The 13,937-nt window shown below is 60.2% G+C and carries 10 protein-coding genes; all 10 read right to left on the bottom strand.

From position 1 onward, the window contains the following. The coding region (locus tag LQ956_RS03275; RefSeq protein WP_238630361.1) for a methyl-accepting chemotaxis protein at positions 1-784 on the bottom strand (784 nt) is incomplete at its 3' end. Positions 785-884: 100 nt separating this feature from the next. Then, positions 885-2,357 (bottom strand): 4-hydroxy-3-polyprenylbenzoate decarboxylase, encoded by a 1,473-nt coding sequence (ubiD, locus tag LQ956_RS03270; protein WP_238629382.1) that lies wholly within the window; start codon positions 2,355-2,357, stop codon positions 885-887. Positions 2,358-2,656: 299 nt separating this feature from the next. Further along, a complete protein-coding gene (gene xth, locus LQ956_RS03265) occupies positions 2,657-3,424 on the bottom strand; it encodes an exodeoxyribonuclease III (protein ID WP_238620668.1) in 768 nt (255 codons plus the stop codon). After that, positions 3,421-5,469: an oligopeptidase A gene (gene prlC, locus LQ956_RS03260; protein ID WP_238620667.1), complete on the bottom strand. Its 2,049-nt coding sequence runs from the start codon at positions 5,467-5,469 to the stop codon at positions 3,421-3,423. Before prlC ends, xth begins: the two co-directional genes overlap by 4 nt. Positions 5,470-5,610: 141 nt before the next feature. Then, positions 5,611-6,534, bottom strand: coding sequence for a GIDE domain-containing protein (locus LQ956_RS03255; RefSeq protein WP_238629381.1), 924 nt, complete (start codon positions 6,532-6,534; stop codon positions 5,611-5,613). 13 nt (positions 6,535-6,547) lie between these two features. Then, positions 6,548-7,120 carry a LemA family protein gene (locus LQ956_RS03250; RefSeq protein WP_238620665.1) on the bottom strand — a complete coding sequence of 191 codons (573 nt, stop codon included), beginning with the start codon at positions 7,118-7,120 and terminating at the stop codon, positions 6,548-6,550. Between the two features lie 116 nt (positions 7,121-7,236). Next, positions 7,237-9,660: a DNA topoisomerase (ATP-hydrolyzing) subunit B gene (gyrB, locus tag LQ956_RS03245; RefSeq protein ID WP_238620664.1), complete on the bottom strand. Its 2,424-nt coding sequence runs from the start codon at positions 9,658-9,660 to the stop codon at positions 7,237-7,239. Between the two features lie 260 nt (positions 9,661-9,920). Continuing rightward, positions 9,921-10,997 carry a DNA replication/repair protein RecF gene (gene recF, locus LQ956_RS03240; RefSeq protein ID WP_238620663.1) on the bottom strand — a complete coding sequence of 359 codons (1,077 nt, stop codon included), beginning with the start codon at positions 10,995-10,997 and terminating at the stop codon, positions 9,921-9,923. A gap of 78 nt (positions 10,998-11,075) precedes the next feature. Beyond that, positions 11,076-12,176 carry a DNA polymerase III subunit beta gene (gene dnaN / locus LQ956_RS03235; RefSeq protein WP_238620662.1) on the bottom strand — a complete coding sequence of 367 codons (1,101 nt, stop codon included), beginning with the start codon at positions 12,174-12,176 and terminating at the stop codon, positions 11,076-11,078. 261 nt (positions 12,177-12,437) lie between these two features. Beyond that, complete coding sequence (dnaA, locus tag LQ956_RS03230; RefSeq protein WP_238620661.1) at positions 12,438-13,826, bottom strand: chromosomal replication initiator protein DnaA; 1,389 nt, start codon at positions 13,824-13,826, stop codon at positions 12,438-12,440. Between the last annotated feature and the right edge of the window lie 111 nt (positions 13,827-13,937).

Genomic DNA, 13,937 nt, shown 5'->3' with positions numbered 1-13,937 from the left:
GGGGGCGGGGGCGGGGCCCCCCCCCCCCCCCCCCCCCCCCCCCCCCCCCCCCCACCACGGCAAACCCGCGCCCCTGCTCCCCGGCCCGGGCCGCCTCGATGGCGGCGTTCAAGGCCAGCAGGTTGGTCTGCTCGGCAATGCCTGTGATGACCTCGGTGATGCGCTGAATCTCCCCGGCCCGGCTCTCAAGACTCGTCATGAGCATGGAGGCCTGCTGCATCCGCTGCTTCATCTGCTCCATGTGGTTGAGGGCATCGGCGACACAGTCATGTCCTTCATGGCTGGCCTGATTGGTCCGACGGGAGCTTTGCACCGCCTCACCGGAGCTTTGCGCCGCAGCCTGCACCGTGGCTGAAATCCGGGCGGAAGAGTCGGCAATGCCGTTGACGCTGGTGACCTGAGCATGGACACGCTGCTTGAGGGCGGTACAGGAAAACGCCACTTCGGCCGCCGACACGGCGATGAGTGAGCCGGTTTCCGCCAGTTTGTCGGTCAAGCTCCGATAACGGATCAGCTGTCTGGATACGGCCTCGATCCGGGGGTCCACCCCATCGGGCAGGGGCCCCCCCCGTAGCTGCCCGTACAGGGCCTGCAGGTCACGCTCGCGAGGTGCAAACCAGAGGCGCTCCAGTAGCAGGAAGGTGAATGACACGGCCACCACGGCACCGAGCACGGCGGACAGCATGCCGGGACCCAGTAACCAGTGCGCCAACAGGGCGGATAGAACCGCCCCCCCGCAGACAGCCACGCCCCATGACAGGCGGATCAATATGGATCGGTCCATCCTTTTGCAGTCCCCTCAAGCATCGTGCCATGCAAAAATAGCATATTGAGTTATCACAATATCGGCATTGACTGCGTGGACTTGATGGTCGTGGCCGGGATCATTCGCCGTCCAGGCCCAGATCCTTCCATATTTCATCCACCCGCTGTTTCACCGCCTCACTCATGACCATGGGGGTACCCCATTCCCGGGTCGTCTCTCCCGGCCACTTGTTGGTGGCGTCAAAGCCCATCTTGGAACCCAACCCCGATACCGGCGAGGCAAAATCCAGATAATCGATCGGGGTATTGTCGATGGTGACCGTATCCCGGCCCGGGTCCATGCGGGTGGTCATGGCCCAGATCACATCCTTCCAGTCCCGGACATTGATGTCATCATCCACCACGATAACGAACTTGGTATACATGAACTGGCGCAGGAAGGACCACACCCCCAGCATCACCCGCTTGGCGTGCCCGGCATACTGTTTGCGGATGCTCACCACGGCCAGGCGGTAGGAACAGCCCTCCGGCGGCAGATAGAAATCCGTGATCTCCGGAAACTGTTTCTGCAGGATGGGCACGAATACCTCGTTCAGGGCCACCCCCAGGATGGCCGGTTCATCCGGCGGTCGTCCGGTATAGGTGCTGTGATAGATGGGGTTCTTGCGGTGGGTGATGCGCTCCACGGTGAACACCGGGAAGTCGTCCACCTCGTTGTAATACCCGGTGTGGTCTCCGAACGGCCCCTCCGGCGCCATGTCGTCGGGATGAATCACGCCTTCCAGGATGATCTCGGCGGTGGCCGGCACCAACAATTCATTCCCGATGCAACGGGTCAGTTCGGTGCGATCCCCACGCAGCAGCCCGGCAAAGGCGTGCTCCGACAGGGTATCGGGCACCGGGGTCACCGCGCCCAGGATGGTGGCCGGATCGCAGCCCAGGACCACGGCAACGGGGAAGGGCTCACCGCGATGATCGATCTGCCAGTCACGAAAATCCAGGGCACCGCCCCGATGGGAGAGCCAGCGCATGATCACCCGATTGCGTCCGATCACCTGCTGGCGATAGATGCCCATGTTCTGGCGTTCCCGCCGTGGTCCCTTGGTCACCACCAGCCCCCAGGTGATCAGGGGTCCGGCGTCTCCGGGCCAGCAGGTCTGCACCGGCAGACTGCTCAGGTCCACATCATCGCCTTCCAGAATCACCGCCTGACATTCACCGCCCCGCACCTTCTTGGGCGCCATGTCCAGCACCTTCTTGAAGATAGGCAGGGTCTTCCAGGCCTCCTTCAGCCCCTTGGGCGGGTCCGGCTCCTTGAGGAAGGCCAGCAGCTTGCCCACCTCCCGCAAGGCCTCCACCGAGTCCTCCCCCATGCCCATGGCCACTCGCCGCGGGGTGCCGAAGAGATTGCCAAGTACCGGCATGTCATACCCGGTGGGACGCTCAAACAGCAGGGCAGGGCCACCGGCCCGCAGGGTACGGTCGCAGATCTCGGTCATCTCCAGATTCGGGTCCACCGGGATCCGGATACGCTTGAGTTCTCCCTGGGCCTCCAGGCCGGAGATGAAGTCACGCAGGTCGCGATATTTCATAGATTTCCCATACATTCACGGATGGCACGGTACCCAGTAAAGGAAGTTCTGAAAAAGCCCCTCGCCATCACTCCCACGAAAGCACCCCGGCGTCACTCCCACGAGAGCACCCCATCGTCACTCCCGCGAAAGCGGGAGCCCAGGATTTTCAGTCTGCGACTGGATTCCCGCTTCCGCGGGAATGACCTACTGAAACTCAGGAATGACCTAACGCGGGAGTGGTGATACATATGCGCGAATGACCGATTCAGAACATCCCTGACAGGCCCGTATTGGATCACTGAAGTCCGGACATTAAATCACAGATCAAAACAGGCCAGTACCGGGGCATGATCCGACGGACGCTCCAGACGGCGGGGCTCCGGATCGATCTCAGAGCTCAGACACCGCTCCGCCAGCGCCGGGCTGGCCAGGATCAGATCGATCCGCAGTCCCCGGTTACGCCGGAACCCCGCCGCCCGGTAATCCCACCAGCTAAATGCCGCCTCAGGCTGCTCGAACCGGCGGAAGACATCCTCAAGCCCCAGATCCAGCATCGTCCTCAGGGCCGCCCGCTCAGGGGTTGAACACAAAATCCGTTCATGCCAGGCCGCAGGATCATGGACGTCCCGATCCTCCGGGGCGATGTTGAAATCCCCCAACACCACTACCTGATCATGACGGGCCAGTTCCAACTTTACGAAATCCGTCACCCGGGCCAGCCAGTCCAGCTTGCGGGCGTATTTGTCCGAGCCCACCTCCGAACCATTCACCACATACAGGTTAATCACCCGGACCCCGCTCACCGTCGCGGCCAGGATGCGTCGCTCCGGATCGTCCACCCCCGGCGGATCGGTCACCGGATCCTCTCCCGGTACACGGGTCAACAGGGCCACCCCGTTATAGGTTTTCTGCCCTGCATACAGGCAGTGATATCCCGCCGCCCGCAGCGCCTCCAGTGGGAAGGCCTCATCCACCGTCTTGGTTTCCTGCAGCGCCAGCACGTCCGGCTGCTGCCCTGCCAACCAGTCCAGCACATGGGGCAGGCGCACCTTCAGTGAATTGACGTTCCAGGTGGCGATCTTCATGCCGCCGCGTCCACCAACCCTGAATGCCGCAGCAAGGCCTCGATCTGCGGATCACGGCCGCGGAAGGCCCTGAACAGCTCCAGGGCAGGGCGGGCGCCGCCCTGTTCCAGGATCTCATGCAGAAAAGCGCAGCCCACCTCCGGGTTGAACAGGCCTTCCTCCTCGAATCGGGCAAAGGCATCGGCCGACAGCACTTCGGCCCACTTGTAGCTGTAATACCCGGCGGCATACCCGCCGGCAAAGACATGGGAGAAGCTGTGCTGGAAACGATTGAATGCAGGCGGAACCAACACCGCCACCTGGCTGCGCACCGCATCCAGGATATCCTGGATGCGCCCGCCCTGCGCCGGGTCGTATTCGCCATGAAGACGCATATCGAACAAGGAAAACTCCAACTGCCGCACCATTTGCATGGCCGCCTGGAAATGACGGGTGGCCTGCAGCTTGTCGAACAGGTCGTCGGGAAGCCGCTCGCCGGTTTCATGGTGACCGGCGATCAGGTCCAGGGCCTCCCGCTCCCAGCACCAGTTCTCCATGAACTGGCTGGGCAGTTCCACCGCATCCCATTCCACACCGTTGATGCCCGCCACATCCGGATAGTCCACCCGAGTCAGCATGTGATGCAGCCCATGACCGAACTCGTGGAACAGGGTCAGCACCTCATCATGGGTGAAGAGGGCGGGCTTGCCACCCACCGGCGGCGTGGAATTGCAGGTCATGTAGGCCACGGGGAGCTGCAGGCGCTCTCCGTCCCTGAGGCGATTCAAGCACTCATCCATCCAGGCGCCGCCCCGTTTGCGGGCACGGGCATAGAGATCCAGATAGAACCGAGCCCGGGGGGTGCCGTCCGGGTCCTGGATTTCGTAGAAGCGGACGTCCTCGTGCCAGACCGGGGCATCGGTTACCGGGTGGATGCCTACCTGATACAGACGCTCCACCAGTTGGAACAGCCCCTGCAACACCCGGTCCACCGGGAAGTAGGGCTTGAGATCCTCCTGGGAGAGATCGTAGGCATGCTTGCGCAGCTTTTCCGAGGTATAGGCCAGGTCCCAGGCCTGCAGATCCTCAAGCCCCAGGTGTTCGCGGGCGAAAGCCTGCAGGGTCTCCAGTTCCTTGCGGGCGGCGGGGCAGGCCCGTTCCGCCATTTCGGTCAGGAACCCCACCACCTGCTCCGGGGATTCGGCCATCTTGGTGGCCAGGGACAGGTGGGCATAGCTGGGATATCCCAGCAACCGGGCCTGCTCATGACGCAGGGCCAGGATCTGTTCCATCACTTGGGAATTGTCAAAGCGACGGTCATGAGGTCCCTGGTCGGAGGCCCGGGTGACATAGGCCGCATAGACCTCCCGGCGCAGGTCACGATCATCGGCGTAGGTCATGACCGCGTAGTAGGACGGGAATTCCAGGTTGATCAGATAGCCTTCTTCCTTGTGCTGCCGAGCATTCTGCCGCAGCATCTCCCGGGCGGATTCCGGCAGTCCCTTGAGGCCTTCACCATCGGGAATGATCCGTTTCCAGGCCTGGGTGACATCAAGGACGTTTTCCTCGAAGCGGGAGGTGAGCTGGGACAGTTCCTGGGCAATGGCCTTGTAACGGGCCTTCTTGTCCTCGGGCAAATCGACCCCGGAAAGATGAAAATCACGCAGGGCATTGCGGATCACGCGCTGCTGGGCGGGGGCCAGTTCGGCGAATCCAGGGCCATCGGCAATACTGCGAAAGGCCTGGAACAAGGCCAGGTTCTGCCCGATTTCCGTGGCATAGTCGGACAGCTTGGGCAGACAGGCATTGTAGGCTTGACGCAGTTCATCGGTGTTGACCACGGAGTTCATGTGCCGAACCGGCGACCAGATCCGGTTGAGGCAGTCTTCCAGCAGGGAAAGGGGATGGACCAGGGTCTCCCAGGTGAAGGGGCCGGGCTGATCCAGCAGGGCCTGGATCGCGGCCCGGTTGTCCGCCAGCACTTGATCCACGGCGGGCTCCACGTGTTCCGGGCGAATCTCCCCGAAGGGGGGCAGTCCCTGCATCTGGAGTAAGGGGTTGTTCATCAGCGATTCCAGCGTCAGGTTGAGTTTTGAACATCAAGGCCCAGGTGAAGGCAAGGTGGCCCTGCAGATGTCCGACCGTTACATGTGGGTAATGTATCACAAGCCTGTTCAAGCTCCCCAACCTGGAAGCGTCGAGAACGGCTATGGGGCAATACGGGCCAGCACCACCCATGCCAAAGCACCCGCCGCCATCAGAAACGAGAGACCGCTGAACCGGGCAAGCCGGCGATAGCGTCGCACCAGGCGGTCCTCGGAGATGGCGGAGAGGATGTAAGGCCGGCGGCGATCGGGACCCCGGCTCATGATATGGACCGCAGGGGCATCGGCCCGTTCGGCGCGACGCAGCAGGGCCTTCTGGATCGCTGCCTGCCGGGCACGCTCCCATTCGTCCATATCGATCTCGCCATCCTGGTTGGTGTCGAAGCGCTTCATGATGGACGCGTCCTTTTTCCAGCGCCCCAGAATCTCCGCCACCTCCAGGTTCAGCGGGCTGTCATCGCCGCTCCCCTGGGTGCGGAAATAACCGATGGCATAGAGATCCTCATCCAGGTGCAGGCGGCGCTCCGTATAGCGATACCGCCCCATTCCCAGAAAGGCCCCGCCGCCCCTGGGTCCGGTCAGAGGTCTGGGGGCGCTGCCATGCCAGATATCCCGATGCACGCAGACCACCTGGGCGCCCTCTGGATCGATCAGGCACTCTCCCGTGTCATCCTGCAGCAAAAACAGGTTGTCACTGCGGCCCTGCTCGACACGACTCCAGCGCTGATTACGACCAGAGCTATCGCGTCGCTCTATCTGATAGAAATACCATGCGCAGTGAGTGCCCGTGAGGGGGGCGATGATGGGCGGCCCCGGCATCCATCGGGCCTGGCCCACCAACTCCAGATAGCCCTGGGCAGCGGAACGGACACGGGAAGTCGGGGTATCCGCAATGAGGCGCTTGCGGTAGTTGCCGCGCAAAAACCCCCAGAGCGCAGCCATCAGGAGCAGCGCCAGAACGGCAACGAGGAAGGCGTACTCCCCGGCATCCATGGACCGAACCGAGGCGGCCATGCCCTCCTGCATCGTGGCTCAATACCTAGCTGAAAAGGGCGCGGACATCCACATCCTGCAGTTCCCGTCGGGAAAACTCCAGCAGGTCGAAGGGGGCAAAACGGAATAGATGCGCAACGACCACATCCGGAAATTGCTCAATGCGGACATTGTTCCGGTTGACGCATTCGTTGTAGTACTCGCGGCGATCGGCAATGGCATTTTCCAGGCCGGTGATCCGTGACTGCAGGTGGCGGAAGGTCTGGTCCGCCTTGAGTTCCGGATAGGCCTCGGCCACGGCGAAGAGATTGCCCAGGCCCACCCTGAGCACATCCTCTGCTTGTCCCAAAGATTTCATGTCCTGGTTCTGCTGTGCGGCAGCCACCTGGGTGCGGGCACGCATGACCTTTTCCAGGGTGTCCTGTTCGTAGGACATGTATTGCCGACAGACTTCCACCAGTTTGGGCAACTCATCGAAACGCTGCTTGAGCAGAATATCAATGTTGGACCAGGCCTTGGACACCCCATGCTTGAGACTGACCAGGTTGTTGTAGATGATCACCGCGTAGAGGGCGATCAGGATGAAGATGCCAAGCATGACATAGCCGCCGATATCCATGGTCCTCGCCTCGTGGTCTATGGAGACTTTAGATGGGGATATTCTGCCCCATTCAGCCCGCAAAGTATGCCCTTTGGGGCAGTGAACCGCGCCATCGGTCCACCGCCTTCATCGGGTCAGATGTCCAGATTGGATACCGTCAGCGCATTGGCCTCGATGAATTCCCGTCGCGGCTCCACATGATCGCCCATCAGCGTGGTGAAGACTTCGTCGGCCCGCACCGCATCTTCCACCTGCACCTGTAGCAGGCGCCGGGTTTCCGAGTTCAGCGTGGTATCCCAAAGCTGCTCGGGATTCATCTCACCCAGCCCCTTGTAGCGCTGAATGGACAGTCCACGCCGTGCTTCGGTCAGCAGCCAGTTCATGACCTCGCGGAAATTGCTGACCGGCTGACGCCGTTCGCCCCGCTGGATATAGGCCCCCATATCCAGCAGTCCATCCAGACGCTCGGCCAGCTCGCGTATGAGTCTGAATTCAGCGGACTCGAAAAAGTCGGCGCCGTAGGTCTCATCCGTTCGCGCCCCATGCATCAATCGAGTCACCCGGGCCTGATACCCCCCCCGCTCGTCTGTAAGGATGATCATCTCGTAGCGGGTGGCACCGGCGGCATCACTTTGCAGCCCTTCCAGCAAACGACTGAACCAGGCTTCCAGCCTGCCCTGATCATGTCGATCGCCCTCATTCAGTGGCGTGGCAAATACCATGCGTTCCAGCAGCTGCCGGTCATAGCGACGTCCCAGACGTCCCACTGCAGCCATCACGCTGTTGTAGCGGCGTGCAAGTTCCTCCAGGGCCTGACCACTGACCGGCGGCGCCTCGGGATTAACCAGCAACTTGGCGTCATCCAGAGCCAAGCTGAGTAACAGATTGCTCATTTCCAGTTCGTCCTTGACGTAACTCTCCTGCTTGCCGCGCTTGACCTTGTACAGGGGCGGCTGTGCGATGTAGATGTGCCCCCTGGATACCAGTTCATGCATTTGACGATAGAAGAAGGTCAGCAGCAGGGTACGGATATGGGAGCCGTCCACGTCCGCGTCGGTCATGATGATGATGCGGTGATAACGCAGCTTGTCGGGATTGAATTCATCCTTGCCGATCCCACACCCCAGGGCCGTGATCAGGGTGCCCACCTCGGCGGAGGAGAGCATCTTGTCGAAGCGGGCCTTCTCCACGTTCAGGATCTTGCCCTTGAGGGGCAGTACTGCCTGGGTGCGCCGGTCCCGCCCCTGCTTGGCCGAGCCACCTGCCGAGTCACCCTCCACGATGAACAGTTCGGAAAGGGCAGGGTCCTTCTCCTGACAGTCCGCCAGCTTTCCGGGTAGTCCGGCCACATCCAGCGCCCCCTTGCGACGGGTCATCTCACGCGCCTTGCGGGCCGCTTCGCGGGCACGGGCGGCGTCGATGATCTTGCCGGTGATCGTCCTGGATTCACCCGGGTTTTCCAGCAGGAAGGCCTGCAGGGTGTCGCTCATCACCGACTCCACCACCGGCTTCACCTCGGAAGACACCAGCTTGTCCTTGGTCTGGGAGGAAAACTTGGGATCAGGGACTTTCACCGACAGGACGGCGGTCAGACCTTCACGGGCATCATCACCGCTGGTACTGACCTTTTGTCGCTTGAGTACGCCCTCGGCCTCCATGTACTGATTCAGCGTGCGGGTGAGGGCGGAGCGGAAGCCGGCCAGATGCGTACCACCGTCCCGCTGTGGAATGTTGTTCGTGAAACAGAAGATGTTTTCCTGGTAGGAGTCGTTCCATTGCAGGGCAATCTCCACGACAATCCCGTCCTTTTCCGCGTTCAGGTAGATTACGGTGGGATGCAGCGGTGTCTTGTTTCGATTGAGGTGCTCCACGAAGGCGCGGATCCCCCCCTGGTACTCAAAGACATCCCGCTTGCCGCTATCCCGCTCATCCTGGAGGTGAATGCGGACACCGGAGTTCAGGAATGAGAGTTCCCGCAAGCGGCGGGAAAGGATGTCGTAATGGTATTCAGTATCGGTGAAGATCTCGGGGCTGGGCTTGAAATGGATCGTGGTCCCGGTGCGCTGAGTCTCACTGACTGCCTTCAGGGGGGCGTCAGGCACCCCCAGATGATAGGTCTGCCGATGGGTCTTGCCCTCGCGGTAGATGGTCATCTCCAGCCATTCGGAAAGGGCATTCACCACGGAGACGCCCACCCCGTGTAACCCGCCGGACACCTTGTAGGAGTTGTCGTCAAACTTCCCCCCCGCATGCAGCACGGTCATGATGACTTCAGCAGCGGACCGACCTTCCTCGGGGTGGATGTCCACCGGGATACCTCGGCCGTCGTCGCTGACACTGACCGAACCATCACTGTGGATGGTGACATTGATCTCCTTGCAGTAACCGGCCAGGGTTTCATCGATGGCGTTGTCCACCACCTCGAAGACCATGTGATGCAGCCCTGTACCGTCATCGGTGTCACCGATGTACATGCCCGGCCGTTTGCGGACAGCATCCAGGCCTTTGAGGACCTTGATATTGGAGGAGTCGTAGGTCGGGGGCGTCTGATCGGTCATGCGGTGCCTGCCTAACATCGAAAAGAGAGGCATTATATCACTTGCTGCCCGAGTCCCGCCTTGTTCCAACAGATACCAGCATAAGGAAGCCCTGTCCCCTTTCCGTCACTCCGGCATTCCCTTTCCGTCACTCCAGTATTTCCCTTGTTGTCAGAACACCCGGAATGTTTGAAAAGCAATTCCCAACACCGGCGCAGGACGGATGTTCCACGTGGAACATCTTTTCTTGTCGGACGCCTTGAATGTTCCACGTGGAACATTCAGTTCAAGTCCCGCAGTCGACCCTGTTCCACGTGGAACATCCTTAAACTCGACCAGGCACGGGCATCGATCTGCCGAGCATCGATGGCAGTGACAAAAACCTGGCAATCCAGTCCCTGGAGCAATGCAAGCACGGCAGCACGGTGGGATTCGTCCAACTCTGAAGGCAGGTCATCCACCATCACCACCGCGGACCGCCCGGTAACCCCCCTGAAAGCAGCCACCTGAGCCAGGCGCAAAAGCAGCACGGCCGACTTTTGCTGCCCTCTGGACGCACCTTCAGCCAGAAGTACATCTCCGCAACGGAACACCACGTCAGCCCGATGAGGACCGGATAGGGTATAGCCCATCTCTCGCTCCCGCGGGCGAGCTGTCTGCAGCAGGGTCCTGAGATCCACCCCTTCACGCCAGCCGCGACGATAGACAAGATCCACCCCTTCATTCCCAGGCAACAGTGCTTCCAGATCACGGACATGGCGCAGCAGCGTATCGAGATAGGACAACCGGGCGCGATCCATGGCTTCGCCTGACTGGGCAAGCAACGCTTCCCATACATCCAGGGCTTTATCATTCAGACCGCGACGCAGGGCCTCATTGCGCTGGATCAGTGCCCGACGATAGTTCTGCCAATGGCCCATGGCTTCGGGCGACTGGTAAAAGATACCCCAGTCCAGAAAACCGCGTCGTTCAGTAGGGCTTCCGGACAGCAACTCATGACTATCCGGATGAATGACCTGAAGGGGCAGGGCCTGGGCCAGTTCGGACTGACTGCGCACGGATTTACCGTTGATCCTTGCCAGCGTCTTGCCACCGCCCTTGCGAATGCCCAGCGAAACCTGCCGCCCGTCAAGTCGTAGGCGCCCCGTCACCATCAGATCACGCGCCCCCTTGCGAATGACGGGTTCAATCCGCTGCGTTCTGAAGGAACGGCCGGTGGCCAGCACATGAACCGCTTCCAACAGGCTCGTCTTGCCCGAAGCATTTTCGCCCACCACAAGATTCAGTCCGGCACAGGGCTCCAGCCGGGATTTTTCAAAAGGCCGGAGATTGAAGATATCGAGTCGTGTCAGACCCATGAGAGGCGAGGGGCACCGATGGGGAAAAAACGAGGGAGGGGCCTGGATGACCAGGCCCCCGGAAGAGGGTAACGGAAATTACAGCCGCATGGGCATGACCACATAGAGGGCATCAGGAAAGCCCAGATCCCGGATCAGCACGGAAGAACCGGAATCCTTGAAAGTGGCTTCGAGGATTTCCCCCTGCAGATTGGCAACCACGTCCATGAGGTAAGTGACATTGAATCCGATCTCCAACGGCTCACCACTGTATTCCACTTCCAGTTCTTCCTCCGCCTCTTCCTGTTCCGGATTGTGGGACTGGATCTTTATGGTATTCGGAGACAGTTCGATGCGAACACCCCGATACTTTTCATTGGACAGGATCGCAGTACGCCCCAGCGCCTGGCGCAGGAGTTCACGATCCACCTTCAGCACCTGTTCGCCGTCACGGGGAATGACTCGCTTGTAGTCGGGGAAACGCCCATCAATCAATTTAGTGGTGAAACAAAGACCGGTCACACGCACCCTCAAGTGATTGGCTGCAATCTGAACCCGGACCGGATCATCGCTGTGCTCCAACAGGCGGGAAAGCTCCAGCACACCCTTTCGAGGAATGATGACCTGCTGAGCTTCTTCCGTTTCCACAATGGATTTAAGGGCGCACAGCGACAGACGATGACCATCCGTGGCAACCGTGCGAATCGTTCCTTTTTCCACCTCCAGCATAAGGCCATTGAGGTAGTACCGGGCATCCTGGTTGGCCATGGCAAAGGATGTGCGTCCGATCAACGTCAGAAGCTCTCTTTCCGTGAGAGAAAACTCGATCCGGCTTTCGATCTCATCCAGATTGGGGAAGTCGCCTGCCGGCAGGGTGGTGAGTACGAAGCGTGATCGCCCTGATGAGAGCACACATCGTTCTGCGCTGACTTGAATCCGGATTTCGGCCTCGTCGGGCAGGGCACGACAGATATCAAGGAGCTTGCGAGCAGGGAGCGTGACTTCACCGATCTCTTCAGAGGGGAACTCCATCTCCGCAACCAATTCCACTTCCAGGTCCGTTGCGGTCATTTTCAGGTGAGTACCATCACACCGAAGCAGCACGTTACCCAGGATCTGCATGGTGTGGCGTTTTTCCACAGCCCCGATTACCTGCTGCAGTGGTTTAAGCAGCACTTCCCGTTGGATACTCAGTTTCATCTGGGACCATCCGTCTTTAACTAGTATTTAAAGAATCTTTTATTAATGATAGTAACAAGCAACCGCACAGGCTTTGGATAACTTTTTAAATACCTATAATTTTCAGATATTTAGTTACAAAAAATGCTGTGAAGTCACCACCGCATAACCGACTGTGACGGGTGTGGAGAGAGTGTGGATAAGCCAGTGAGGCCCTGTTCTCCAGCACGGGTGCACATCTTATCCACAGGGTTGTGGCCCTGCCCCCGCACACCCGGGGCTTTAGGTGGTCAAGGTCCGGAGCAAGTTGATGAAATCCTCATTGATCCGCGCGTCGGATTCACGCAGTTCCACCACCTTCCGGCAGGCATGCAGCACCGTGGTGTGATCCCGCCCTCCGAAGGCCTTGCCGATCTCCGGCAGGCTGTGATTGGTCAGCTCCTTGGCCAGGGCCATCGCCACTTGACGCGGGCGGGTGATGGAGCGGCTGCGGCGGGTGGACAGCAGATCGGAGACGCGGATCTTGTAATACTCCGCCACCGTCTTTTGGATGTTGTCGATGGTGACCAGCTTGTCCTGCAGGGCCAAAAGATCATGAAGCGCTTCCTTGGCAAACTCCAGGGTGATGGGACGGCCGGTGAAATGAGCGTTGGCCATCACCCGGCGCAGTGCACCCTCCAGTTCCCGGATGTTGGAGCGGATGCGCTTGGCGACGAAAAAGGCCACTTCGCTGGGTAGATCGACGCCGGCCTCTTCCGCCTTGCGCTTGAGGATGGCCACCCGGGTTTCCAGCTCCGCGGGCTCGATGGCCACGGTCAGACCCCAACCGAAGCGCGACTTCAGCCGGTCTTCCAGGCCATCCACTTCCTTGGGGTAGCGATCACAGGTCAGGATCACCTGCTGCTGGCTTTCCAGCAAGGCATTAAAGGTGTGGAAAAACTCCTCCTGGGAACGCTCCTTGCCCGCAAAGAACTGGATGTCATCAATCAACAATGCGTCCACAGACCGGTAGTAACGCTTGAACTCGTCGATGGAGTTGTGCTGCAGCGCCTTGATCATGTCGGCCACGAAACGCTCCGAATGCAGGTACACCACCTTGGCGTCCGGGCGCTCCTTGAGGATGGTGTTGCCGATGGCATGCATCAGGTGAGTCTTGCCCAGGCCGGTGCTGCCATAGAGGAATAGGGGGTTGTAGGCCTTGCCTACATTGGCGGCCACCTGCAGGCTGGCGGCACGAGCAAGCTGGTTCGACTTCCCCTCGACGAAGTTTTCGAAGGTGAAGTTGGGATTCAGGTTATTGGTGAACTGGGGTGAACTGGCGGCCGGCGCGGGCGCCGGACCGCGTGCCTGAGCCGCATTCGCCGCCGGCGGCGGTGCTGCGGGTACTGCAACCGGCGGGGCGGGGCGCGCGGGTCCGGGCGGCCGGCTGCTGCCCACTTCCAGCAACACACGCATGGAATCATTGCCCAGGACCTCGTTGACGACCTGGTCTATACGCTGGAAAAAATGGTCCTTGACCCAGTCCAGCACGAATCGATTGGGAGCGAGCAGCCGTAATACGCCCTGATCCTCCACTGCATGCAGCGGACGAATCCAGGTATTGAGTTGCTGTTCGGAGAGTTCACTCTCCAGACGCGACACGCATTGCTGCCACAAGGAGTTGCCAACCAAGGGTATCTCCAGTGGTAGGGGTTGAGGGATGGGTAAGTCTACCCGCTGGTCCGCAGACTTATCCACACCTTTTTCCACATCCTTGTCCCCAGGCCTTGACCAACATCGATT

It is taken from the genome of Ectothiorhodospira lacustris, assembly GCF_022227845.1.
In the GTDB taxonomy this organism is placed as follows: domain Bacteria; phylum Pseudomonadota; class Gammaproteobacteria; order Ectothiorhodospirales; family Ectothiorhodospiraceae; genus Ectothiorhodospira; species Ectothiorhodospira lacustris.
Note: the sequence above shows the minus strand (reverse complement) of the source record. Positions and strands in the feature narration are given on the sequence as shown.